Source organism: Bradyrhizobium sp. AUGA SZCCT0431 (assembly GCF_018131065.1).
GTDB lineage: Bacteria > Pseudomonadota > Alphaproteobacteria > Rhizobiales > Xanthobacteraceae > Bradyrhizobium.
The window spans coordinates 38,316-63,357 of sequence record NZ_JAFCLR010000003.1; the positions used below are offsets into that span (position 1 = coordinate 38,316).

A 25,042-nucleotide genomic window follows, 5' to 3' on the forward strand; every position below is an offset into this window, starting at 1 on the left:
CCTCCGTTTTGTTTTGCATCATTGCCTGCGACAACCCCGAAGCGTTTGCGCATGGGAGCGAAGCGACGACTTGTCCGCCGTAGCTCGAAGAGCCAAGGCGGAAGCATCCACTCTTCCGACGCGGTCGGCATGGATTGCTTCGCGGAGCCTGTCATCGGGCGCGCGTTCGCGCGACCCGGTGGCTCGCAATGACGGCCGCTTGGCGATCTGTATTTCCTACTCGGCCTATTGCCGCTTCTGCCCGCTCGGCGCTGCGGCAGCGGCAGGCGGTCTGGGCGAGGCCGGCCTGGCCGGCGGCGGTGCTGCCGCGGGCTCTGCCGGCGCGGCGTTGTTGCTGCCGCCGAAGATCACCCGGCTCGGATTGCGATCGAAATTGTTCACGGCACGGCTGATGTCGGCGAGCGTACGGCGGCCATCGGAAATCAGCGCGCCCGTGCGCTTGTCGAGATCGTCAGCCAGTTCGCGGATCGACTTCACCATCAGGTTCACCTCGCCGCCGTTGGCACCGCCCGCGATGGTGTTGAGGCCGAGCATGAGATTGTCGGCTTTGAGCATCACACCGTCGACCTTGAGCATGACGTTGTCGATCTTCTCGGAATTGCGTGCGAGCGCGCCCGTGAAGGTCTCGAGGTTCCGCAACGAGTTCTTCACTGACTCCTGGTTGTCGGCGACGATCCGGTTGACGTTTTGCAACGTGGCGCGGATCGACTCGGTGACGTCCTGCAGCGCGGCCGGATCGGCGGTCAAAACCGGAACGCCGTCCTCGTCCAGCGGCACGGGAGGTGCCCCCTCCTCGCCGCCCTTGAGCGAGATCGCAGCCACGCCGGTCAGCCCCTGGAATTCGAGGCCGACCAGGGTGTCCTTGCGGATCGGGGCGTTGTTCTCGACCATCGCCAGTGCGACGACGCGACGCGGGTTGTCCAGCTTCACGCGGACAACTTCACCTACCCGGATACCGTTAAAATTGACGCTGCCGCCATTGCGCAAGCCGGTCGCCGGGCCTTCGAAAATCACCCGCAGCGGACTGCGCGCCTTGGTGGTGTGCAGACTCTGGAACCAGAGTACGAATCCGAACGCCGCCGCGATCACCGCCAGGGTGAAGGCTCCGATCAGGACGTAGTTCGCCCGCGTTTCCATAACTCAAATTACTCCGATACCAGGGCTCGGTTCTGATCAGAACCAGGCGCCCGACTTTATCCTTTTGACGCGTTTTCTTCACGCGAACCGGTACCCGCTTCGCTCGAAAACGCTCTAGCCCATCACAGCGCGGGCGCGCTTGCCGTGAAAATATTGCTGCAGCCATGGATGCTGCGAGGCCTGCATGTCGGCAATTGATCCTGCTGCAATGATCTTACCGTTCCCTAAAACGGCGATACGGTCGCAAGCCGTGTAGAGGCTGTCGAGGTCGTGGGTTACCATGAAAACGGTCAGCCCCAAAGTACGCTGCAGGGTGCGGACCAGCTCGTCGAAATCGCCGGCGCCGATCGGGTCGAGGCCCGAGGTAGGCTCGTCCAGGAACACCAGTTCCGGATCGAGCGCGAGCGCGCGCGCCAGCGCCACGCGCTTGATCATGCCGCCGGAAAGCTCGGACGGAAACCTGTCCGCGACTTCGGGCTTGAGGCCCACCATGCCGAGCTTGGCCACCATGACCTCGTCGAGCAGGCGCTGCGAGAGGTTGAGATATTCGCGCACCGGGAACTGGATGTTCTGCCGCACGGTGAGCGAGGAAAACAGCGCGCCTTGCTGGAACAGCACGCCCCAGCGCCGTTCGATGCCGCGCCGCTCGGTCGTAGAGGCCTTGTCGAGATCGACGCCGAACACTTCGATGCGGCCGGCGACCTTGGGCACGAGGCCGATGATGGTGCGCGTCAGCACGGATTTGCCCGCGCCCGACGGACCGACGAAGCCCAGGATCTCGCCGCGCTTCACGTCGAGATTGAGCCCGTCGAGAATCCGCGTCTTGCCGAACTGCACGGTGATGTCGCGGACCCGGATGATGGCGTCGGAAATCTCGCCCGGCATGGTCACATTCCGATCGATGCGAAGAAGATGGCGAACACGCCATCCATGACGATGACGAAGAAGATCCCCTTCACCACCGACGACGTCGTGTGTTGTCCGAGCGATTCGGCGCTGCCCTGCACCGCAAGCCCCTCGACGCAGGCCACGATGCCGATCACCGCGGCCATCACCGGCGCCTTAATGATGCCGACGATGAAATGATCGATCGAGATGGCATCGCGCAGCCGCAGCAGGAAGGCTTCGGGCTCGACGCCGCCATAGAGATACGCGACGAGGCCGCCGCCATAGAGCGCGGCCATCGCGCCGAGAAACGCCAGGATCGGCAACGCCATGACCAGCGCCAGCATGCGCGGCAGGATCAGAACCTCGATCGGATCGAAGCCCATGGTGCGCAGCGCGTCGATCTCCTCGCGCATTTTCATCGAGCCGAGTTCGGCGGTGTAGGCTGAGCCCGAACGCCCCGCCACCATGATCGCCACCAGCAGCACGCCGATTTCGCGCAGCACCAGCACGCCGAGCATATCGACCACGAAAATGTCGGCGCCGAACTTGCGGAAGTGAAAGATGCCCTGTTGCGAGATGATGCAGCCGATCAAAAACGTGATCAGCACCACGATCGGCACCGCGCGCCAGCACACCTGCTCCAGATGATGCACGGTGGAGGTCAGGCGGAAACCGCGGGGACGAATCAGGACATGGCCGGCCGCTGATAGCACCGCGCCGAGCATCTCGATCAATCCGACCAGGGTGCCGCCGACGCCGGCGACGCTGCGGCCGATCTGCTCCAGCATGCCCGTGATCGTCACCGAACGGGTCGCGACGACAGGCTCGGCTTTGACCCGGCGCACCTCGTCGACGAGGCTGGAATAATTCGCCGACAGGCCCGCGATCTTGGCCTCGATACCGCCATCGGTCAGGCTGCGGCGCAACCGTTCGATCAGCCAGGCGCCGAACGTATCGAGTTTCGACACCTGCGAGACGTCGATGAAGATGTTGGGGCGGCTGCCACGAAGCTTCTCGGCGTCGGCCACCATTTTCTCGAGCACCGGGGCGAAGCGGGCCGTCCACGAACCGGCGGCGCACAGCGCAAGCCCGTTGCCTTGGGCTATCCGCTCCAGTGTCGGGTCTGCGCTCACGATGCCCGCCCCCTGGCCCGCCCGCTAATGATGCAAAAGGTATGGTTCGGCACGCCGCATTGCCTTGTAGAATCTGTCCCTAACCAGCCATAGTTGGTTGCGGCGAGCAAGCGCGCGGTTCAGAAATTGCCAGATTTTAAAATGACTTCCAGCCAATCCCAAGAATTTGCCCGACAGCTTGTCGCCCGTATCGAACGCTGGCCGATCGCCGGCTCGTTCACCATCAGCCGGGGGGCCAAGACGGAAGCGGTTACCGTCGTGGCCGAAGTCAGCCATGGGGGCCATACCGGGCGCGGCGAGTGCGTTCCCTATCCCCGCTATGGCGAAACGGCGGAAGCGACCCTGGCTGCCCTTCAGGCGATGCAGGAACCGCTGTCCAGGGGATTGGACCGAACGGCCCTGCAGGCCGCGATGCCAGCAGGCGCCGCCCGTAACGCGCTGGATTGCGCGCTGTTGGACCTTGAGGCCAAAAGCAGGAGCCAGCGCGTCTGGACCCTGCTCGGCCGGCCGGCGCCGCGAGCCTGCACCACCGCCTTCACGATTTCGCTGGGAACGCCGCAGGCGATGGCGGCAGCGACCGCCAAGGCGGCGCGCCGGCCGCTGCTCAAGATCAAGCTCGGCGGCGACGGCGACGAGAGGCGGATCGCGGCCGTCCGCAAGGCCGCCCCCGAATCCGAGTTGATCGTGGACGCCAACGAGGCCTGGACCTCGGACAACCTCGAGCGGAACCTCAACGCCTGCGCGGAACTCGGCGTGACGCTGGTCGAGCAACCGCTTGCCGCCGCCAGTGATGCCGCCCTGGCGCGCATCAAGCGGCCGATTGTGGTGTGCGCCGACGAAAGCGTGCATGACCGCGCCTCGCTCAGCGGCCTTCGCGAACGCTATGACGCCGTCAACATCAAGCTCGACAAAACAGGCGGACTGACAGAAGCGCTGGCGATGGCGGATGCCGCGCACGCACTCGGCTTCGAAATCATGATCGGCTGCATGGTTGCCACCTCGCTCGCGATGGCCCCTGCAATGCTGCTGGCGCAACACGCGCGCTTCGTCGACCTCGACGGCCCACTGTTGCTGGCGCACGACCGCGAGGACGGGCTGCGCTACGAAGGCAGTCTGGTCTATCCGCCGGAAGCCGCGCTCTGGGGCTGACCTGGTAGATTCAATCGTTGACGCGTTTTCTAGCGCGAACCGGTGCCCACCCCGGATCAAGTCCGGGGCAGGCTTTCGCTTGAAATCGCTGCCAGCCGGTGCCGCGCCAGCCACATCACGATCGCAGCCAGCAGCGCCATCGCCGCCATCACGTAATAGACCCGCTGCCCATAGCCCGCATAGACCAATCCCGACGCCACCGACGCCGTGCCGCTGACGATGCCGCCGCAAGCCGCAAGATAGCCCTGCCCGCGCGCCATCACATGGCTGGGCACGTGACGCACCAGCAGTCCCATGACACCGATCTGCGTCAGTCCATAGGTCAGGCCATGCGCGAGCTGTACCAAGGACAACACCACGACCGAGGGCTCCTGCGCGGTGATCAGCCAGCGCGCCACCGCGCTGAGCGCGCCGATCACCACCAGCAGCGCCGGCGCCAGCGTGAAACGCGGCGAGAGCGCGAACACCACGATCTCAGCGAGCACGCCCAGCACCCACAGGCCGGCGATGGTCAGCCCGTCCAGGCCGGACGCCTGCCAGGTGATGGAAGCAAAGGCGTAATAGGCGGCGTGGCTGCCCTGGATCAGGGCGGCCGCGACGATGATGGCGAGGAAACCGGGATCTCGCAGCAAGGCGCTCGCGCCAAGCACCGCGGTCGCTGGCGGTTTTGGCCGGTCCAGCGGCTGCAGCCCCAGGCTCGCGACCGCGCCGAGCGCCGCGACCGCCGCAATGACCCAGATCAGCTGGCTAGCCGCAATGAAATCGACCAGCAGGCCGCAGATCAATGCGCCCACCACGAAGGCCGCCGAACCCCACAGCCTCAGCGGTCCGTAATTCAGGCCATAGCGCGCCACCCCGCCGAGCGCGTAGGCGTCCGTCAGCGGCACCATCGGCGTCCACAGGCAGCAGGTCACGGCGTAAGCGAGCAGCACCGCGAGCGGCAGATATTGCGTGCCGATCACCGCAAAGCCGAGCGCGGTGGCGGTCGCGGTGACGATCAGGACCGCGCGCAGCGAATAGCGCCGCCCCGCGGCGCCGGTCACGAACGGCAGCACGGTAAATCGCGTCACCGCAGGAACCGCGGAAATGATTCCGATCCAGGAGGCGTCGATGCCGACCGACTTCAGCCACAGCGTGAAAAACGGCAGATGGGTGCCCATCGTCCCGAACGTCGCGCCGTAGAACAGCGCCAGCCGCGCCGCGAATCGCTTCGATGCGCCTTGAGATGCGATGGGGATTTGTGATTCGCTTGGCATCAATTCAATTGCGATTCGCCCGATATCGTGTTGTTTCGTTATCGCAACGCGCGGTGATTTGCGCGAAGAGTTTAGCATGGCCGACGAAGCATTCGCCCTTTCGCCGATCTCAGCACGCGCTGCGCTGCCGGGCGAGGAAGACTATGCTGCGATCAGCGAAGCCTTCATGGAGACTTCGCGCGGCCGCTGGTTTCTCGGCGAATATGCCAAACGCAACCGCAACGCCGACACCAGCATGGTGCTCGATGCGGTGGCGCGGATCGAGCAAAGCCTTGCCGCGCAGAAGGAAGAGAGCCTTGCCATCCAGCGGGAGGCTGCGAGCGCACAGCGCGAAGCTGCCAACGCACAGCGAGCGGCGGCGGACGCCGTCGCGGACAACAGCCTCGCCGAGGCCAAATTAGTTGAGGCCTTGATTGCGATTCGCGGGGCGCTGGAGGCGGCGCAGACCTCGGCGATGGGGGCGATCGACGCCCTTGCGCTGAACGAGAAGCTGGCGCCGGTGCGCAAGGGCGCGCGGGTGATTCGGGAGATCTCCTGGCGCTTGCGGGAAATCGGCAATGACGGACGAATCTGCGACCTGATCGATTCGCAGGTCCAGGTCATCGAGAAGGGCGCCGAGCAAATCTCCTCCGACGAGGCCAAGGCGGCGCTGGAGGCCGCGTTCGCCTCGCTTGCCGGACGGATCGCAGAATTCAGCGATGAAGAGACGCCTGCCCCGGTTGCCGAGGCGGCGGTTGCCGAGACGCCGGTTGCTGAGACTTCAGTTGCTGAGGCGTATGTCGCCGCGCCCGCCCCGGTGGCGCAGGATGAGTCCCCGGCGGTCGCCGAGATCATCGAGGAAGCGCCCGCCCCGCAAATTCAGGCTGCTACCAGCTCCTTATCGACCGAGGCCGTAGCTCCGGCCGCCGAAGCTATGGTCGCTGAAGCTATGGTCGCCGAAGCTGTGGTCTCCCAGGCCGAGGCCGCGCTGGAGGAAGTGGAAACCGCCGAGACGACTGGGATTGAACTCACCGCCGAGGCTGCCGACGCCCATGACGAGGCGGTCCTCGACATGATCGCGATGGAGATGGGCGCGCCCGATCCCATCGACGACGATGAGTTCGTCGAACCGGAAATCGAGCAAACCCACGTCGCAGTGCCGATGGTTGAGGAAACCCGGCTTGCGGAGCCGATTGTTGAGGAGGCGCAGATTGCTGGGCCGCTTCCGGCCCCGCCCGAAATCGTCGCTGCATTGCCCGACCCAATGATGTCCGCACCGGTCGCGCCGCCGGTTCAACCACCGCCTCAGCCCGTTGCCGCAGCCGCGCCGGAACCGGCGCTGGAAGTCTCGCTCGGCTCGTCGATCATCGCCAGCGGCATCGTGCGCAGACCTGTCGCGGCCAATGATCCGCTGGCCCCGATCCGGCGCATGAGCCAGGCCGAGAAGATCGCGTTCTTCTCGTGAAGCCGACCTCCCCGGCTCCCGAAATCGAACAGTGACCGAGGTCACGTACAGCACCCACACCCCAAACTAGCCTGTCCGCCGGACATCTCGCCTTGAGATTGGATGGAGGACACCCATGCCGCGTTTCAAATCATTGGCGCTGTGCGCCGGTTTGCTGGGCAGCCTGCTGAGCTGGGACACCGGCACCGCTTTTGCCGAGGCGGTGAACGCTGCCATCAGCGACGGCGTTCGATCGCTGCCGGCCGAGCAGCGGGTCGCCCTCGTGATCGGCAACGCGAACTACCAGATCGCGCCGCGGCTCGCCAATCCGAGCAACGATGCGCGATCGGTAGCGCAGCTCCTCAACACGGCGGGCTTTGACGTCACGACGGCGACCGATCTGACGCGCAGCGACATGCTCAAGGCCGTAGAGGATTTCATTACCCGGGTTGCCGATCGCGGACCCAATGCCGTCGCCATGATTTATTATGCCGGGCACGGCGTGCAGCTTGAGGGCGAAAATTACCTGCTGCCGATCGACGCGAGAATTTCCAAGCTGTCGGATCTCGACAGCAATTCGCTGCGTCTGGTCGATCTGATGGGAACGCTGGAAACCATCTCGAGCCGGATGCGGATCGTCGTGCTCGACGCCTGCCGCAACAATCCGTTTCCCGACGTCGACGATTCCGGGCGCGGCCTTGCGATGGTCGATGCGCCGGCCGGCTCGATCGTCGGATACTCGACGGCGCCGGGCATGGTAGCCCATGATGGCGATGGCAATCACAGCCCCTATACGTCGGCGTTCCTGAACATCGCGCGCCAGCCCAATCTGCCGATTGAGCAGTTGTTCAAGCGCGTTCGTCTTGAAGTGAACAACGCCACCGGCGGCCGGCAGACGCCGTGGGAAAGCTCGTCGCTGACCAACGACTTCTATTTCTTCGGCGATACGGCTGTTGCGGCAACCCGCGCGCCCGATCGCGGCCCGGTGGTCGAGATGGCGTCGAACCTGCCTTCGCGTTCGGTGCGTCAGGCCTATGACTACGTCCTGTCGGAAGGTTCGCCCGAACATTATGAGGAATTCATTCAGCTGTATCCGTCCGATCCGCTGTCCGATCGCGTCCGCGTGCTGCTTGGCAACTGGCGGCAGTCATATGCATGGCACAAGGCGGTGCTCACGAACACATCCGTCGGCTACAGGTCGTTCCGCGACCGCTTCCCCGATAGTCCGTATGCGCGCACAGCATTGAGGCTGCAAGCACAGCCGAGAAGCGTTCCGCTGATGCACTTCAACCGTCTGTCGAAGCCTGGGAGCCACCTCGGGTTTTCGAACGGTCATCGGGCGCCGGCCCTGGCCTCATCGGCAAAGGGAATGAATGCATCCGCCTCAATGAACGGCCACAGGACGGGCAGGTTCACGAACACTTCCTCCAGGATGAACGCCCACGCCCATGCCAATCACATGCAGGGCAAAAGCCGATTCCACGACCGCGGACCGCGCAGGATGGGCGGCGGCATGCACAGCCATTCCGGCCACCGCTTCGCCGCGAACCATTCGCGTAGCTCGTTTGCTCACTCGCGGCATTCGTTCGGTGGTGGCCGCTCATTCGGTGGCGGCGGTTCGTTCGGCGGTGGCGGGTTCAGGCGCTGATCGCACGATGATGCAACAAGGCCCCGGTCGATGCCGGGGCCTTTTTTCAATGCGTTCCGAAGCGCCGGTCAGTAGCGCGCTGTGACCACGGTCGGCATCGGGCTGAAGTGATAGTTCACGCCGATTTTGACGAGGTGCAGATCCTGGGTCAGCTTGCTGGCCTGGAAGACCCCACCGCCGGTACCGACAAGCACGCCCGGGATGTTGAAATTCACGGTGCCCGTGGCCGTGATCTGTTGCGCGAACATTTTGATGTAGTCGTATTCCGCCTTGATCGACCAGTTGTTGCCCAGCGCGTATTCACCACCGGCGCCCACCACCACGCCGGTATGCACCGCCTTCGCGGATACATTCGCCGCGATACCGCCCGGACCCGGGACGGCAAGCGTGGCGAAGCTGAAATTGTGCTTCTCCTGCGCGATCGCAATGCCACCCTTGCCGTAGAACATCAGGCGATCGCCGACGACGAAGCCGGCACGCGCGGTTGCGAGCGCCAGCCAGTCGATCTTGCTGTCATAGTTGAGGGTCTGGGTGACACCAGCATTGGCAAGCGCAATCGTCTGGCTTCCCTTGATATCTGTCCCCAGGAACTCGCCTTCGACGCCGAACACGAAGCGCCCGGCCTGGGCATTGACGCCGACGGTGCCGCCAGCCAGCCAGCCCGTCATGTCATACTGCGGCAGGTTGATCACAGGAGCGACGTCCTGCTCGAGGTCCGGCCAATGCTTGCGGCCGAAACCATACCCCGCCTGCGCACCGATATAGACGCCCGACCAGTTGGTGCCCGGCGCAGCAGGCACCGGCGCATAGGACGGGTCTTTCGCAATGCCGCCGAAGCGATAATTGACGCCGACCTTGACGACATGGATCGCTTCTTCGATCTGCGCATCGGCCCTGAACGGAGCGGTGACCCCGTTTTGTGTCGCGGTGCCCCTCAACGTCGGCGTCGTCGTGTCCAGATGGATGTAGTTGTATTCGCCCTTGACCGACCAATTGCCGCCCAGCGCGTACTCGGCGCCGAAGCCAACCATCGGCGCATAACGGATCTCGTTGCCGCTGGCGGTAGCCGTTCCGGTCGCGCCAAATCCGGTCGCGGAAGCATCCATCGAATGACGCTCGTGCGCCACGGTGATGCCGCCCTTGGCAAAAACGAACCAGCGATCGGCCGCAAGGCCGGCTCGGCCCGCAATGGTCACGAGACCGTCGATCTTCGATCTGGCGGTTTGGGAACTGGTGATGCCAAGCGCCGCGCTGCCGACGCTGACAAACTGCGAACCACTGATATCGGCCCATGAACCGTCGAGTTCGAGGCCGAACACGAAGCTGGAAATCTGCTTGTTGATGCCGACCTGACCGCCGGCGAGGAAACCGCGGGCGACGAAATCAGCGTTGCGCGTATCCCAATCCTTCATGCCGCCGCCGTAACCGGCGTGCACACCGAGATAGACGCCGGACCAGTCGTAAGCCGCAGCCACGATCGGCGCCGCCTTCACCGGCATGTCGGCCGCCAGGGCGGTTGCAAACGGGATCATCGCGCCGAGCGCCGTCGCCGAGATCCACAGACCGCACTTCCGGATATTCATTCCAAGCTCCACAACGTTCGTTATGCTGTTCCTCAGCGGGAACAACGTACCTACATTTGGGGAACTCGCGTGTATCTGCGGTGCAACACTACCACAGCAACGGGATGGACTCCGGCCGGCCACCAGTTGGACTAAGGCGCAAGCGGCTCGGGAATCACAGGATTTGGCAGTTCTCGCTATAAGGTCGGGCTGAGCTGCAGCGGGCTGCGGCGTCCGGTTGCACCCATTCAAGCGACCAGCTTGGCGAACAGGTCGGCGTCAACATTGCCGCCGGAGAGGACGATGACGACGTTCTTGCCGCGCACATCGATCCGGCCGGCCAGCAACGCAGCGAGGCCGACGGCACCGCCGGGTTCGACCACCAGCTTCAGTTCCCGGTAGGCATAGGCCACCGCCGCCCCGACTTCCGCGTCGGAGGCGACCACGCCCTGGGCCAGCAGCTTGCTGTTGATCGAGAACGTCATCACGCCGGGGATCGCGGCCATCAGCGCATCGCAGATGGTGCGATCGGCCGCATGATGGGCTTCGCGATGGCCGGCGCGCAGCGAGAGACCGTGATCATCATAGCCCTCGGGTTCGGCGACGATCAGCGTCGATTGCGGAAAGCGCGCCTTGATGGCCGTCGCCACGCCCGCGATAAGCCCGCCGCCGGAGGCCGGCGCCACCACGATATCGGGCGTCAGGCCAAGCGCGGCCATATCCTCTGATATCTCGCGGCCCGCAGTGCCCTGCCCGGCGATCACGAAAGGATCGTCATAGGGGCGCACCAGGGTTGCGCCACGCTTGCGCGCGATATCTTGAGAGATCGCCTCGCGATCTTCCTTGTCGCGGTCATAGAGCACGACTTCGGCGCCATAGCCCTTGGTGCGCTCGCGCTTGGTCAGCGGCGAGTCCTTGGGCATCACGATGGTCGCCTGCATGTTGAGGATCTGCGCCGCCGCCGCCACGCCCTGGGCGTGGTTGCCGGACGAGAACGCGACCACGCCGCCGCTGCGTTCGGCCTGCGGGATCGAGGCCAGCTTGTTGAAGGCGCCGCGGAACTTGAAAGAACCGGTCCGCTGCAGCATTTCCGGCTTGAGAAAGACCTTGGTTCCGACGCGTTCGTTGAGAACGGGGAACGACAACAGCGGCGTTCGCACCGCAAAGGGCGCAACCACCCGCGCCGCCGCATCGATATCTGCAGCACCAATCGGTGCCATCGAGGCCTGATCCGTCATGACGGCTTTGTATCGCGTCCGTGGACAGGCCGGCAAGACGCAATCCGGTGAAGTCAGGCGGCGAAATGCGGGTCTTCCACAAACTCCACCACCTCGCCTTCGGAGCCTGGGGCCCGGACATTAAGCGCATGGTCGACAAAAACCCGCGCCGAGGCCTGCCAGGTGTGGGCGGCGGCAAATTCCACACAGGCCTGCGGCGAGATCTGCAGCGCGTCCAGGCAGGCGGCGCGCAAATCGTCGCTCAGCACGCCGACCGGCGCCGCACCGATCACGTCGCGGGGACCGGTGACCGGAAAAGCGGCAACCGGCACGCCGCTGGCGAGCGCTTCCAGCAGCACCAGGCCAAAGGTGTCGGTCTTGCTCGGGAACACGAAGATGTCGGCGGCCGCATAAATCTCCGCCAGTTCCTCGCCGTGCCGGGCGCCGAGGAACACGGCGTCTGGATATTTCCGCTCCAGCGCCACACGGGCCGGGCCATCGCCGACAATAAGCTTGGTGCCGGGCAGATCGAGGTCGAGGAACGCCTCGAGATTCTTTTCGACCGCGACGCGGCCGACACTGAGGAACACCGGCTGCGGCAGACAGAGGTCGGCGGTGCGCGGATGAAACAGCGACGTGTCGACGCCACGCGACCACAGCACCACATTGCGAAATCCGCGCTGGCGCAATTCAGCTGATAGCGCCGGCGTTGCCGCCATCACCGCCTGGCTCGGCCGGTGAAACCAGCGCAGCGCGCGCCAGACCCATTTTTCCGGGATCGGCGAGCGCGCCGAGACATATTCCGGAAAGCGCGTGTGGAAGCTGGTGGTGAACGGCAGCCCGCGCTTGCGGCAATAGCGGCGAACCAGAAGGCCGATCGGGCCTTCGGTGGCGATGTGAATGCTGTCGGGCTTCGCCGCCTCGATCAACGCCGCGATCTTCGCCGGGTAAGGCAGCGCGAGTTGCAAATCCGGATAGCTCGGCATCGCAAAGGTGCGAAACGATTGCGGCGTCAGGAAGCTGACATCGACGCCGAAGCCTTTGGCGGCTTCCGCCATCATGGTCAGCGTCCGCACCACCCCGTTGACCTGGGGATGCCACGCATCGGTCGCGACCAGGATATGCGTCATGCCGCGCGCGCCGCGACGCGGGGAACCGGCGCCAGCCGGCGCTGCGGATCGGCCCAGGTGATGATTTCGAACCGACCGTCCTCGTGCTCGACCAGCGCGGTGCAGCTTTCGACCCAGTCGCCGCAGTTCATGTAGCGGATGCCGTGCTCGTCGCGGATCGTGGCGTAGTGGATATGGCCGCAGATCACGCCATCGGCGCCGTGACGCCGCGCTTCGCCGGCCAAGGTCTTTTCGAACGCGCCGATATAATTCACCGCGTTCTTGACCTTCAGCTTCGCCCATTGCGACAGCGACCAATAGGGAACGCCGAACATGCGCCGGAAGAAGTTGACCAGGCGATTCATCTGAATGGCGAAATCATAGGCCTTGTCGCCGAGGTGGGCGAGCCAGCGCGCGTTCTGCACCACGAGATCGAAGATGTCGCCGTGGATGATGAGATAGCGCTTGCCGTCGACGCCCTCGTGAATGGTGTTTTCCACCACGTCGATGCCGCCGAAATGGGTGCCGTAATAGTTGCGCAGGAACTCGTCGTGATTGCCCGGCACGTAGACGACCTTGGCGCCCTTGCGCGCCTTGCGCAGCATTTTCTGCACGAAGTCGTTATGCGATTGCGGCCAGTACCAGTTGGACTTCAGTGCCCAGCCATCAACGATATCGCCAACGAGGTAGATGGTGTCGGCGTCGTGGCTTTTGAGGAAGTCCAGCAACCGGTCGGCTTGCGAGCCGCGGGCTCCGAGATGGACGTCGGAGATAAACAAAGTGCGAAAGCGCCGCTCCGGGCTCTCTTCACTCGAGGAGTCACTACCCATGCCGTGCACCTAACAGATTCCTGTGACGGAGCGATGACAACCGACGCGACTGATAGCCCCACGCGAATCGATGACGCGCCCCTGCCAAAGCGGATAGCAGCGCGATGCGACAGGGAAACGACGGCAGCAGAGGGCCGTAGTTCCACGGCGTCACGCTCCACGCGTCGTCCCGGCGAACGCAGATGCGCAATTGCGCATCGGGGGACCCATACCGCGCGATCTCTCGATGAGGCTTGGTAGCAGAGACCATTCGCAAAACTTCTCCCTGTGGTTATGGGTCCCGGCTCAAGGCCGGGACGACGGCGGTGTTTGTTGTTGGCACCATCATCCAAAACGCAATTTCGCGTTCTCGCGGCGCATCGCGCCGGGCGTGGCCGTCGGGCCACATTTGGCGGTGGTGATCCGGATGCGCCGGGGCGCGCGGCTACGGCTGCACCGCCTTGCGAGTGGCGCCCGCTGCTGCCACACTTGCTCCGGGTCCTGCGGCAATGACCGCGCAAGCCGGCATGCAGGACAGGGAGGAAACGATGAAGTTCGTTGCGAGCCTGTCCGCCGCGCTGCTGGTGCTGCTGACGGCGCAGACGACATCGGCGCAGTCCAGCTATCCAAACAAGCCGGTGAAGATCCTGGTCGGCTTCACACCCGGCACCGCGCCGGACCTTGCGGCGCGCATTCTGGCCGAACGGTTTGCCGAGGTCTGGGGCACGCCGTTCGTGGTCGAGAACCTTCAGGGCGCCGGCAGCAACATCGCCACCGAACGGGTCGCCAAGGCGGCCGCCGACGGCACCACGCTGCTGATGGGCGGCAACTCGGCGCTCGTCATCAATCCGAGCCTGTATGAGAAACTGCCGTTCGATCCGATCAAGGATTTTGCGCCGATCTCGCAGGTGTTCATCGCGGCCAACGTGCTCGCCGTTCCGCCCGAGGTGCCGGTCAAGACGGTGGCGGAACTGGTGACACTCGCCAAGGCGCAGCCCGGCAAACTCTCTTATGGCCATGCCGGCGTCGGCACGTCGCAGCATCTCGGCGCCGAACTGTTCAAATACATGGCGCATGTCGACATCGCATCGGTCCCCTATCGCGGCACCACGGCGCTGATGCCCGACCTGCTCGCCAACCGCATCGCGATGTCGTTCGCCAATATCGTGAACGTGGTGCCGCTGGCCAAGGAAGGCAAATTACGCGCACTGGCCATCACCTCGGTCAAGCGCTCAGCCCTTGCGCCCGACCTGCCGACGATGGCGGAATCCGGGTTTCCCGGTTTCGAGGCGGTGCCGTGGTTCGGCCTGCTCGCGCCATCAGGCACGCCGAAGGACATTATCGACAAATTGCACGGCGAAACCGTCAAGGCGCTGGCGATGCCGGAGGTGCGCAAGAAGTTCGACGAACTCGGGCTCGAGCCGGTCGGCAATACGCCGGCAGAGTTTGCGGCCGTCATCAAGAAGGAGACGCCCGAATGGGCAAAAGTGATCAAGGACGCCGGCATCAAGCTCGGCAACTAGGTTGAACTGCACGCGCGCGAACTGCGCTTATATCGCTACCCCAGCCGCTCACCCCACCTGAGGAAACCGCCATGGCCAATTGCATCGTCGTCGTTCAGTTCGATCTGCCGAAGCGATCAGAGGAACAGGCAATCACAGGCGGCACGTCGAGCGCGCCGACCTATCGCGGCCTCGCCCGGAAAGGTTTGATCCGCAAGGACTACCTGAACGGCGAAACCGGCACCGGCGGCGTCTATCTCTGGGACAGCCGCCAATCGGCGGAAGCCTGGTTCACGGAGGAACGCGTGGCGGAATTGACCAAACGCTTCGGGGTGCGCCCTCGCCTGACCTGGTACGACACCCATGTCACGGTCGATAATTTGCAGGACGAGACACGCGTCAACGGCAAAGCGATCGAGGCCGTGGCCTGACGACAGCGATCGCGGCACTGCGCGTGATTGGATCGCGCGCACTGCGTTAGGCGTGCGGAAGTTCTACGTCCCGCGCGTCGCCACCGAAGAGTAGCGTTTGCCGCGCTTGCCTTCATTGGGCACGAACTGGGCAAACACTTCCCTGACGCGGTCGGCTGGCGTCGCATCGCGCGTGAAGCGCGGTTCCGTCAGGTTTTCCACCGGCCGGGGCGCGTAGATGGCGCTTTGATAGAGTGACCCATCGAAGCGTGAATCGCTCTCGCTGTCGCGCAGGCAAGCATCGGAAACAAACAACAATACGAACAGTGCCGATCCTACGACTGAAAAATACTGAAAAATGGGCATCGCTTATGCGCCTCCTTTTGCAGGAGGATGCACGCGCACGATAAAGGCCCGGTTTAACATCGCCCTGTTTTTGCCGGAGCGGTTGTTCGTCACTTATCAATTTGCGTAAAATCTTAAGCAATTGTCGAAGCGCACTCGCGGGCAGGCTTCCGCTTTCGGCGGCATCGCGGACTTAGCCGGGCTCGCTGGCGGTCTGACCGAACCGCGAAAGACTCATAGCGAACCTGCGGCCGTTACTGTTTGCTCACCGAACATCATCCCCCCGGTCCCGGAATGAAGCAGCGCAACATGGGAATCATACTTCCATCGCGGCTGTTGTAGCGCGGCCACCACCAAACCATGGCAATGCCGCTGAGGTTCGGCTGGTTGAGCACGACGGAGTATGGCACGTCGAACCATTGCCCCGGTTCGTTTGGCCTCTGCGGATTCTTCAATAGCACCCTATACCCACCCTTCCCCATATCCCACTCGGCCTCCACGTGCTGGCCATCTCCAGTGTCACAGCACGATACACCCGCCTTGTTCTTGAGACTTTTGAACCATGCGTTGATCTCTGGTCGCATCGCGTCATGCGGATAGGCTGTGCTGATCCCGAGAAAAACAACCGCACCAAATCCCACCATGCGCGCCAGGATCAACCGACAAAGACCCGTCGGCCGGCCTCCATTGGAACTGGTCATGGTAACCTCCGCTCCGCAAATCCGCTTCCGTGAGTCATCGGAACTGCGCGAACGCCATTGCAACGGCGAGCCGATGCATCACGAGCGGTAGTTGTCATCAGCCAAAATGCAAAAGGCTACTTGCCATCGTTCCAAATATCGGTCGCGAGTTTCCAGTCATCTCCGACCTTTTCCCAAACCACAACGTACTTCCCGATCACGTCCTGTGGCGTCGCGCTCTTGGTCTTCAGGTTGAAAGTTCCGATCTCGCGCGCCGCGGATGGACCGAGCGACTTGACGTCCAGGGTTGTGAGTTTCGGATCGCTGACTTGCTCGGCCATGCCTTTCCACATTGCCTCGATCGCCGCGCGCCCCTGTACCATCGCAGAACCAGGCGGAAGTGCGATGGCATCAGCGGCGTAGAATGACGCGACGCCGGCGTAGTCACCCCTGTTGAAGAGTTCGATCCATTTGGCGTTTGCCGCCTCAATCTCCGCCTTCTGGGCCGGCGCTGGTCCGATCAACGCCAGCACGAATGCAATCACCAGTGCCATTCTGCTCATGATCAGCTCCATTGTTTGAACGCGATTCCTCGGGCAAACTCCTTCAATACTCACGTGTGGGGATTCAAGTGTGTTCACTGCTCCCGTGAGGAGCATAAGCACGGCAGGATCTCCCGACCGGCAGCTTGACCAGGGCTTCGGCCACTCAGTTGAATGTTTGAAGTCTCAGCTTCAGTGAGCCGTCCGCTTGGCGCTCGAATACGTGCATCGCGAGACCGCTGAGAGGCGTCGGCTTGCCGTCCTTGTCCTTGCCTGTAGCGCTCCACTTCGCTGTGCCGAAGACAACCTTGTCATCTCCGCCGGCGTCAATGACCTCCAGCTTGTGGCCTGTCACGCCGTTTGCGAAGAGCCCGGCCCAGAACTTCTCGATCTCCGCTGGCCCCGACGCGACCTGGTGCGTCGGCGGCATCAGCTTGGCACTGGAAACATAGGTGGCCGCAACGGCCTTCGCGTCCTGCTTGTTAAAGGCTGCATCCCAGGCTGTGTACGCCTTCTCGACCGAGCCTCTGGCGTCATCGGCGAACGACACTCCCGGGCCGGCGGTGATGAGACAAAGAACTAATGCCGAAGTGTGGACCAGGCGCATGGCGTCCTCCTCTGTCGGTTAGCGCATCTCGGTTTCCGCTCCGCGACTGCGTGCATGCCGATGGGCGCACAGAATTATACTGCGGGCATGTCCCTCGAGCCTCACCCTTTGGGGTTACCCCCTGGTCGGCGCGGTCGTCTAAAGCTTTTGCCAGAGCGATTGTTCGCCAATTATCAATTTGCGGAAAACCTTATCAATCGTCGAAGCGCACGCGCGTGCAAGCTTCCGCTTTCGGCGCCATGGCGGACATGGCCGAGCTTACTGGCGTCCTGACCGGGTCGCGAATGACCCGGAAAGGACGAGGAAAACGTGGGCTCCATGTGGCCAACTTGATATCCGACAATAACCAGGCGCGGCTTTTTGACTAGTCTTTGTTGTCCGGGCAGTGCAACTTGAGGGAGTACTAGATTGGCAGTCATCCTGGTACCCAGTTCGTTACGCAGATACTCGGACCAACAGAGCAGGCTTTCCCTTTCTGCCGGAACAATAGCGGAAGCTCTCGCGCGCTTTGCCGAGCGTTCCCAAGATTTGCAGAACCATCTGTTCACGGGCAAGACGCTGCGCAACTTCGTGGTCGTTTGCAAGAACGGCACGGATATCCGGCTGCTCAACGGCATGGAAACGCCGATCGAGGACGCTGACGAAGTCCAGATCATAGCCAGCGTCGCCGGAGGATGAACGCGCATGCGTGCGGATCCCGCTCCCAGCCTTTCGGACGCCGAACTCCGGCGCTTTGGTCGCCATCTCGTTTTGCCGGAGTTCGGCATCGAAAGACAGCGCCGCCTGAAGGCCGGCAGCGCGCTGCTGATTGGCCTAGGCGGCCTAGGCAGCCCTGCCGCGCTCTATCTCGCCGCGGCGGGTGTGGGCCGGATCGGTCTCGTCGATGCCGACGTCGTCGAAGAGACCAACCTTCAGCGCCAGATCGCACATGGCTATGCGGTCCTGGGGAAGCCAAAGATCGACAGCGCCGAGGCGAGGATGCTCGACCTCAATCCTGATCTTGTGATCGAGCGTCACCAGATGCGGCTCGAACTGGAAAATGCCGTCGGACTGATCTCGCAATATGATGTCATCATCGATGGAACGGATAACTTCCCGACGCGGTACCTCGTAAACGACACGTGCGTGAAACTTGGGAAGCCGAATGTTTTCGGCGGCGTATTGCGCTTCGATGGCCAGCTAAGCGTCTTCGACGCGCGCTACGGCCCTTGCTATCGCTGCATCTTTCCCGAACCTCCGCCGATCGAGTTTGCGCCGAACTGCGCCGAGGCGGGTGTGCTGGGCGTGATGCCGGGGGTTATCGGTTGCCTCCAGGCGACGGAGGCGATCAAGCTGCTTGCGGGTATCGGCACGCCCATGATCGGGCGCATGCTGATCTATGATGGGCTCGACCTCAGCTTCAACACCATGCGGATCGCCAAGGACAGCGACTGCCGCGTTTGCAGCAAAGCCTCTGAAGATATCGTGCTCACTGAAACCGTTATGATCTGTGCTGCCCCTGTTGGCGGGACGATCCGCGCCGAGGCGCTTCAGGGCAGGCTTGATGCGCAAGAGCCACTCATCATTGTCGATGTTCGTAGTCCGGACGAATGGCTGACCGGCCGCATTCCCGGATCGATAGGCTTTCCCAAGCCGGAACTGGAGAAGGCGCTCGCGCAAGCAAACGGCGCGCCCCTGTCGTGCCTTCCGATGGACCAAGACATCATCGTGGCTTGCCAGTCAGGCATGCGCAGCAGTGCCAGCATTAAGTTTCTTGTTGCGGCAGGATATGATCCGAAGCGCCTCTTCAATCTTGAGCAAGGCATGTCTGCGTGGCCAGGTCACGTTACTTTCTGACGCGGTTGGCATTGATGAATCTCATTCCCGATCAGGCACTGACTATACCGGATGGAAGCCGACAGGCGTCTGTTAAGGAAATCGCCGATGGACCTTGAGAAGCAGATTGTATCCAGCGACGATGTTATCCGTCAGATTATGGCCCTTGGATGCCCGCAGACGCAGGAGACGGCGCAAAAGCTACAAGACGCCACGCGCGAATTGATCGACATCTTTAAGGCGGATGGCCGGCTCGACGAAAGCCCGATGATGCTCGCGATGACCCGCACCGTCGATCTGCATCGCGATGCGGCGGCGGCGCGGCTTGAAGGTCGCCGTGTTCTCGTGACCGGAGGCCTTGGCTGCGTGGGTTCACGCCTCATCCCCCTGCTGATCGGCCTGGGAGTTCAGTCGGTTGCCATCGTGGATATCGCGGACCATCCTTACAAGCCTGACGGGCAAGAGGAAGACGGGCCGCAACCCACGTCTTACAAGGTCAATATCTGCGACGCGCAGGCGCTCGATGCCATCTTTTCGGCACTAAGGCCCCATGTCGTCTTTCACCTGGCAGGCGTTCGCGAGCCGGGCCGCGCGGAGGCCGCGGTGCGCGACGCCATCGCGACCAACGTGTTTGGCACCCGCAATGTCATCGACGCATGCCTGCGGCATGACGTGGAAGCTGCGATCTACTCCTCCACTGGCAAATGCTTTGCCTATGTGAGCGACCACGTCTACGCCGGCAGCAAGAAACTCGCCGAAGCCCAGTGGGTCGATGCTGGACGGCGGAGCACGTCCACACATTTTCGTTGTACACGCTTCACTCACATCATGGAAAATGGGCTAGTCACGCAGGACATTTTCGACGGCATAGAAGCCGGCATGGTCGCGTTGCATGGTCCGGACCGCAACTTTAATGTCCAGAATCTTCGTCAGGCCACTCATCTGTTGATCAATGCCCTGGCATTGGCTGACGAGACGCCGCCGGATGGATTCTGGTCCGCCATCGATCTGGGCTGGCCGGTCAACACGCTGGAACTGGCGCTTTACACCATCGACCGCAGCAGCAAGCCCGCCGGCATTTGGTTCCAGGGCGTCCCGAAAGGCTATGACGAAATCTTCTTCCGGGGGCAGTTTGGCTGGGACGAAGGTCAGGAATATCATCCGCTCATCAACGCCCTGGAAGCGCTTACGATCTTCCATGACCACACGGGCACCATGGTCGGTGCACGCATACAAAATTTTGACAAACAGGCGCTGGATAGCGAACTCGAGGCGCTCGGGGAGGTTTTGGGCGACAGCCGGCTTGGGGTCGATCAAGTCAAGGGCGCGCTGCTTCAAGCGGTAGCGGGCCTGGCGCGAGCAGTTTTTCTTGAGGCAGACCTTACGCGGCTTGTCGACATATTGTGGTGGGGTGCAGCCCCAACATGGGCCGGGGAGAACGGACGCGACGCCAGGCGTTTTCGGCCTGTCATTCGAATTTTGAGCGAAGTCATAGCCGTGCGACTGAGTGACGAAGCGCCTGGAGCAATCGGCGCCGACGTTTTAAGGAAACTCGAAGAGATCGACCAGACATTGGCTCTGATTGATGGACTAGAGCAACAGCATTCGATGCTTCAACGGGTTTTCGTACAACAACCGTGGACGGCGGTTATGGGTGGTGGCGGTGTGCAAGCCAACCGAGCCGGAGTATGAAGTCGAGCGAACTTTCCCAATCGTGAACTATAGGCGCCGGAGGCGACCGCACCTTGATCGATCATCCTTTCCAAGGCGATGCTGCTCGCGGCCGACGACAGGATTACCGATCCCGTGATTCTGCGGCAGCTTTAGTGATGCGGTTAGATCGGAGCGAAGCGGAGCACCTCTCCCTCGCCCCGCTTCGCAGGGTCGAGACGAGCGAAGCTCGCTGGTCGGAAATGCATTCGCAGGCAGGTTTCTGCTTTCGGCGGCATTGCGGACATGACCGGGCGTGCGAGCGACCTGACCGGCTCGCGGATGACCCGAAGCGGAAGTCGCGGTCCGTAGCCAGCGGCCGAGCGGTTGTGCCACCGATCTGATATCCTGCGCCGCGAGGGCTGGTCCATACTCTCACTCAGATACGCGTTGGGGTATATTGATGTGTTGCGCGCAGCAATTGTACCAAACGATTTTTTGTTTTCGCGGGAGCGATCATGAATAAGTGTGTTCTGGTGACAATTCTGGTGGCTCTCACCGGTACAGCCGCGGGGGCGCAGGCTCCCACCAAAGACGCGCTCATCGCCCGCGCGAAATCATTCGAACTCGATACGCCCTATGTGCCGCCGCCAGGCGATCCCTGGATGCATCATGCCGCCGGATATGCGAAGGTCATGTGCTCAGCTGTATTCTTGACCGGCCTTACACCCGATTTCGCGGCCGGAAATGTTGGGTTTTTCACGGCGCCCTACCGACAGCGCGCGAAGCTCGGCAAGCCGGTCATCGATCGCGTCAACAAGGCGGTTCACGTCACACTCCCTAACGGCGCGACCCGGACGGCCAAATATCTCGGGAGCCAGGGTTGCGTCACGTTCCCGATCGGCGAGAGCGCCATGAATTTCAAGCCGGTCGTTGTCACGAGCCGATTGCCCGATCCCGCGACCCAACTGTGGCCCATGGGCGACATGCTGCCGCAGGATCCGTTGCCGGCAGAAATTGACGCCGAGAAACTCAAAGCTGCCGTGAATGCCGCGTTCCAGCCAGCCGAAGCATTGACCGCGGCGTTCGTTGTGACGTGGAAAGGCCGCCTCATTGCGGAGCGCTACGCTGAAGCCGTTACGGCGCAGACAGCGCTCGAAGGCTGGTCCATGGGCAAGAGTGTTACGGTAACGCTCTTTGGCATTCTGGTCAAAGACGGCGTCTATGATTTGGACCAGCCGGCACCGGTCCCTGAATGGCAAACGCCCGGCGACCCGCGTGCCAAAATACGCATTGCAGATCTCCTTCACATGTCGAGCGGGCTCCGGATCAGGGCGCCCCAAGACCCGGATTATGACCCAGCGGGGCCTTACCCGGATCACGTCTATCTTTATACCGGCGGCATCGATTCCTTTCACTACGCGGCAACACGACCATTGCAATGGCCTCCCAACACGGTCGGACGCTATCGCAACACCGATCCGGTCCTGATCAACTATCTGATCCGGCTCGGTGTCGAAAAAAGCGGCGACGAATATCTCTCATTTCCTCAGCGGGTGCTGTTTGACAAGCTCGGCATCCGTACCATGGTGATCGAAACTGATCCGTTCGGAAATTTTCTAGGGCAAGGTTATGAGGTGGGCTCCGGGCGCGATTGGGCGCGGCTTGGCAATCTCTATCTTCAGGGGGGCGTTTGGAACGGTGAGCGCATTCTCCCAGAGGGCTACACCACATTCGTCAGCACGCTTGCGCCCGCCTGGGCCGCGGACAATCGGCCGATCTATGGAGCGTTTTTCTGGCTCAACGGCGACGGGCAATATCCAGTCCCGCGCGATGCCTATTACATGGCGGGCGCTGGCGGGCAGACCACGCTGATCATTCCCTCGCACGATCTCGTCGTCGTGCGTCTCGGGCACTATCGGGGCGAATCTTACGCCGCTTCAGGCTTCAGCAAGGCGCTCGCGTTGTTGATCGAGGCGGTGCCAAAAGCACAAAAGCCCCCGGGCCCAAGAATTTAACGGAGGGCATAACGGGCCAAGCGAGGAAAGTAAAAATATTGAAAATCGTGTCAACGAGGTTATCGGTCCACCTGTTGGGAAGTGAAACATGCCAATCATGCTGACCAGTCCGCTTTCGATGGAATTTCGGCTCTTAACCCCGAGCGGACCGCCGGCACAATGGCGTCGATCAACACCAAGAACGTGCGCCGCACGAATTTCCTGTTGGGCCATTTGGCGAGGGCAGGCCAAGAGGAGAGGATCAAATTGCGCACCTGTGGTTGCTGTGAGCAGCACTACGTCCTCGCACACAATCCGCGGGCGGTGTTACTGCGCCAGAAATCCATATGCGACAATCGCAGCCACCATGCTCGCGAAAATCAGCAGTGCCGGAAGGGACTTTCGGATCATTGGCCTAGTCGAATCGCGCGCAGCCGGCAGACCGGGCTGAGGTTTAGGCCGTCTCTGGGGCCGCACGCCGTTGCCCTCTGACGCTGGTGTGCGAGCCTTTGGTTCTGGGGCCGCGCCCACGCCTCCCATCTCGCTGTAATAAGCGTTATAGACCTCGCGAACGGCCAGGGCCGTGGACTCGGCCTCGCTCATCGTCTCGAGTCGGATTCTATAGTTAGTCAGAAAGCTCTGTGCGTTTGACGGAAGGTCATCGTAACCACCGAGCTTGGCCATCATGAGCCAAGTGGTAAAATCCGCCTCGGCTTTCGTGCGAGCTTTCTTGGCGATACTGGTGTTGGAGCTAGGGGACATCGTGGTCCGATTGGTTTGTCCGCCCCAAACTGGCCGGCGTTCATGGCGATCGTTGGACAGTTCGCACGTCCGCACCTGGCACATCGCGTCAGTTCGCTACGGTGCTCGACTTTGACGCCGCCGGCGCATAGCGGACATAGCCGGGCTTACCAGTGGCCATCCTGTTGCGTTCATGAAGGACTTGCGACGGCAGCCAGTTTGCGCTGAGGTGAGCGACACGGATTGCTTCCTGGCCTTACCCCAGGCAGCAATCCGCCTCTCCCGGCCGGCCGCGCTCAGCCCTTGCGCATTTTGCTGAGCAGATAGTTGTCGTAATAGTTTTCCGCGATCTGCGTGTAAAACAGCACTTCCTTCATGTAGGCGTCGTGGCTCTCTTTGGTCTTCTTGAAGAGCGGGCTCTTCTCGGCGATTTCGTTCAGATGGTCCTGCGTGGCGGTGTAGCAGGCCTCCATGACCGGTTGCGGGAACGCGCGCAGTTCGGCGCCGCCCGCGATCAGCCGCTTCAGGGCGGCTGGATTGACGCTGTCATATTTTTCGATCATCCACGCGCCCGCCGCCGAACCTGCCTGGCTGAGGATCGCCTGGTATTGCTTGGGGAGCGCATTCCACTTCTCGTCGTTGACGATCATGTGGAGCATGGCCCCGCCTTCCCACCAGCCGGGGTAATAATAGTATTTTGCTACTTTGTAGAAGCCGAGCTTCTCGTCATCATAAGGACCGACGAACTCGGCGGCATCGATCGAGCCTTTCTCGAGCGCCGAATAGACGTCGCCGCCCGCGATCTGCTGCGGCACGATGCCGAGCTTTGCCAGCACATGGCCGCCCATGCCCGCGATGCGGAATTTGAGACCTTTGAGATCATCGGCGGTCTTGATCTCCTTGCGGAACCAGCCGCCCATCTGCGTGCCGGAGTTGCCGCACAGGATCGCATGCGCCTTGAACGGCTTCAGCGCCTCGTTGCAGAGTTCGGCGCCGCCGCCAAACGTCCACCAGGAATGCTGATGGCGATGGTTCATGCCGAAGGGCGCGCCGGTGGCATAGGTGAGCGCCGGCTCCTTGCCGATGTAGAAATAGAGCGGGGTCTGCGCCATCTCGACGGTTGCGGTGCTCACGGCATCGAGCGCCTGCAGGCCGGGCACGATCTCGCCGGCCGCAAACGTCTGGATCTGGAACTTGTTGTCGGTGGCGTCAGCGACGTATTTGGCAAAGGTCTGCGCCGTGCCGTAGATGGTCTCGAGCGACTTTGGAAAGCTCGAGGTCAGGCGCCACTTGATCTCGGGCGCGGCTTGCGCGATCGCGGGTGCCGCAACCAGCGTCGTCGCGCCGGCCACGGCGCCGCCTTTGAGGAACGTACGGCGCTTCATGTGATCACTCCCTGGATTGCAAATCGGTTGGCGCGGG

General features: G+C 62.4%; 23 protein-coding genes. 9 read left to right on the forward strand and 14 right to left on the reverse strand.

All coding sequences use genetic code 11. The annotated features are described in order from the left end of the window. Positions 1-225 precede the first annotated feature (225 nt). From JQ567_RS03335 to JQ567_RS03345, 3 genes are all read right to left on the reverse strand, one after another. Positions 226-1,137 (reverse strand): MlaD family protein, encoded by a 912-nt coding sequence (locus JQ567_RS03335; RefSeq protein ID WP_212437467.1) that lies wholly within the window; start codon positions 1,135-1,137, stop codon positions 226-228. A gap of 114 nt (positions 1,138-1,251) precedes the next feature. Then, the gene (locus JQ567_RS03340; protein WP_212437468.1) at positions 1,252-2,022 is read right to left on the reverse strand and encodes an ABC transporter ATP-binding protein; all 771 of its coding nucleotides are present in this window, start codon (positions 2,020-2,022) and stop codon (positions 1,252-1,254) included. A 2-nt stretch (positions 2,023-2,024) separates the two neighbouring features. After that, a complete protein-coding gene (locus JQ567_RS03345; protein WP_212437469.1) occupies positions 2,025-3,158 on the reverse strand; it encodes an ABC transporter permease in 1,134 nt (377 codons plus the stop codon). A gap of 141 nt (positions 3,159-3,299) precedes the next feature. Between JQ567_RS03345 and dgcA the strand changes: the two genes are divergently transcribed. Next, positions 3,300-4,307 (forward strand): N-acetyl-D-Glu racemase DgcA, encoded by a 1,008-nt coding sequence (gene dgcA, locus JQ567_RS03350; RefSeq protein WP_212437470.1) that lies wholly within the window; start codon positions 3,300-3,302, stop codon positions 4,305-4,307. A gap of 56 nt (positions 4,308-4,363) precedes the next feature. Here dgcA and JQ567_RS03355 read toward each other — a convergent pair whose 3' ends face one another. Continuing rightward, positions 4,364-5,563, reverse strand: a complete 1,200-nt coding sequence (locus tag JQ567_RS03355) for an MFS transporter (RefSeq protein ID WP_212437471.1) — start codon at positions 5,561-5,563, stop codon at positions 4,364-4,366. 76 nt (positions 5,564-5,639) lie between these two features. Here JQ567_RS03355 and JQ567_RS03360 point away from each other — a divergent pair, with 76 nt between their 5' ends. Both JQ567_RS03360 and JQ567_RS03365 read left to right on the forward strand, forming a co-directional pair. Further along, positions 5,640-7,007 (forward strand): hypothetical protein, encoded by a 1,368-nt coding sequence (locus tag JQ567_RS03360; RefSeq protein WP_212437472.1) that lies wholly within the window; start codon positions 5,640-5,642, stop codon positions 7,005-7,007. Positions 7,008-7,122: 115 nt separating this feature from the next. Then, the gene (locus JQ567_RS03365) at positions 7,123-8,634 is read left to right on the forward strand and encodes a caspase family protein (RefSeq protein ID WP_212437473.1); all 1,512 of its coding nucleotides are present in this window, start codon (positions 7,123-7,125) and stop codon (positions 8,632-8,634) included. A gap of 68 nt (positions 8,635-8,702) precedes the next feature. Here JQ567_RS03365 and JQ567_RS03370 read toward each other — a convergent pair whose 3' ends face one another. From JQ567_RS03370 to JQ567_RS03385, 4 genes are all read right to left on the reverse strand, one after another. Next, a complete protein-coding gene (locus JQ567_RS03370) occupies positions 8,703-10,217 on the reverse strand; it encodes an outer membrane protein (RefSeq protein ID WP_212437474.1) in 1,515 nt (504 codons plus the stop codon). Positions 10,218-10,444: 227 nt separating this feature from the next. Further along, on the reverse strand, positions 10,445-11,434 hold the full coding sequence (locus JQ567_RS03375; protein ID WP_212437475.1) for a threonine/serine dehydratase: 990 nt from the start codon (positions 11,432-11,434) through the stop codon (positions 10,445-10,447). A gap of 53 nt (positions 11,435-11,487) precedes the next feature. Next, a complete protein-coding gene (locus JQ567_RS03380; RefSeq protein WP_212437476.1) occupies positions 11,488-12,543 on the reverse strand; it encodes a glycosyltransferase family 1 protein in 1,056 nt (351 codons plus the stop codon). Beyond that, a complete protein-coding gene (locus tag JQ567_RS03385; protein WP_212437477.1) occupies positions 12,540-13,352 on the reverse strand; it encodes a UDP-2,3-diacylglucosamine diphosphatase in 813 nt (270 codons plus the stop codon). Before JQ567_RS03385 ends, JQ567_RS03380 begins: the two co-directional genes overlap by 4 nt. A gap of 527 nt (positions 13,353-13,879) precedes the next feature. Between JQ567_RS03385 and JQ567_RS03390 the strand changes: the two genes are divergently transcribed. Further along, positions 13,880-14,854 carry a tripartite tricarboxylate transporter substrate binding protein gene (locus tag JQ567_RS03390; RefSeq protein WP_212437478.1) on the forward strand — a complete coding sequence of 325 codons (975 nt, stop codon included), beginning with the start codon at positions 13,880-13,882 and terminating at the stop codon, positions 14,852-14,854. Positions 14,855-14,925: 71 nt separating this feature from the next. Further along, on the forward strand, positions 14,926-15,264 hold the full coding sequence (locus JQ567_RS03395) for a monooxygenase (RefSeq protein WP_212437479.1): 339 nt from the start codon (positions 14,926-14,928) through the stop codon (positions 15,262-15,264). A gap of 63 nt (positions 15,265-15,327) precedes the next feature. On the opposite strand, the gene JQ567_RS03400 is transcribed toward JQ567_RS03395, so the two are convergent. The 4 genes from JQ567_RS03400 to JQ567_RS03415 form a co-directional block, all read right to left on the reverse strand. After that, positions 15,328-15,609, reverse strand: a complete 282-nt coding sequence (locus JQ567_RS03400; RefSeq protein WP_212437480.1) for a hypothetical protein — start codon at positions 15,607-15,609, stop codon at positions 15,328-15,330. 254 nt (positions 15,610-15,863) lie between these two features. Then, positions 15,864-16,289 (reverse strand): hypothetical protein, encoded by a 426-nt coding sequence (locus tag JQ567_RS03405; protein ID WP_212437481.1) that lies wholly within the window; start codon positions 16,287-16,289, stop codon positions 15,864-15,866. 116 nt (positions 16,290-16,405) lie between these two features. Next, the gene (locus JQ567_RS03410; protein ID WP_212437482.1) at positions 16,406-16,831 is read right to left on the reverse strand and encodes a DUF4440 domain-containing protein; all 426 of its coding nucleotides are present in this window, start codon (positions 16,829-16,831) and stop codon (positions 16,406-16,408) included. A gap of 145 nt (positions 16,832-16,976) precedes the next feature. Next, positions 16,977-17,417, reverse strand: a complete 441-nt coding sequence (locus tag JQ567_RS03415) for a nuclear transport factor 2 family protein (protein ID WP_212437483.1) — start codon at positions 17,415-17,417, stop codon at positions 16,977-16,979. Positions 17,418-17,825: 408 nt separating this feature from the next. Here JQ567_RS03415 and JQ567_RS03420 point away from each other — a divergent pair, with 408 nt between their 5' ends. The 4 genes from JQ567_RS03420 (at position 17,826) to JQ567_RS03435 (ending at position 22,900) form a co-directional block, all read left to right on the forward strand. After that, positions 17,826-18,095 carry a MoaD/ThiS family protein gene (locus JQ567_RS03420; RefSeq protein ID WP_212437484.1) on the forward strand — a complete coding sequence of 90 codons (270 nt, stop codon included), beginning with the start codon at positions 17,826-17,828 and terminating at the stop codon, positions 18,093-18,095. Positions 18,096-18,101: 6 nt separating this feature from the next. Beyond that, complete coding sequence (gene moeB / locus JQ567_RS38550) at positions 18,102-19,253, forward strand: molybdopterin-synthase adenylyltransferase MoeB (protein WP_212437485.1); 1,152 nt, start codon at positions 18,102-18,104, stop codon at positions 19,251-19,253. Between the two features lie 87 nt (positions 19,254-19,340). Continuing rightward, complete coding sequence (locus JQ567_RS03430; RefSeq protein WP_212437486.1) at positions 19,341-20,924, forward strand: polysaccharide biosynthesis protein; 1,584 nt, start codon at positions 19,341-19,343, stop codon at positions 20,922-20,924. A 623-nt stretch (positions 20,925-21,547) separates the two neighbouring features. Further along, positions 21,548-22,900: a serine hydrolase gene (locus JQ567_RS03435; RefSeq protein WP_212437487.1), complete on the forward strand. Its 1,353-nt coding sequence runs from the start codon at positions 21,548-21,550 to the stop codon at positions 22,898-22,900. Positions 22,901-23,206: 306 nt separating this feature from the next. Here the strand turns inward: JQ567_RS03435 and JQ567_RS38005 are convergent, their stop codons facing one another. Continuing rightward, positions 23,207-23,641, reverse strand: coding sequence for a hypothetical protein (locus JQ567_RS38005; protein WP_249165205.1), 435 nt, complete (start codon positions 23,639-23,641; stop codon positions 23,207-23,209). Positions 23,642-23,916: 275 nt separating this feature from the next. After that, a complete protein-coding gene (locus JQ567_RS03440) occupies positions 23,917-25,005 on the reverse strand; it encodes a TRAP transporter substrate-binding protein (RefSeq protein WP_212437488.1) in 1,089 nt (362 codons plus the stop codon). Positions 25,006-25,042 lie beyond the last annotated feature (37 nt).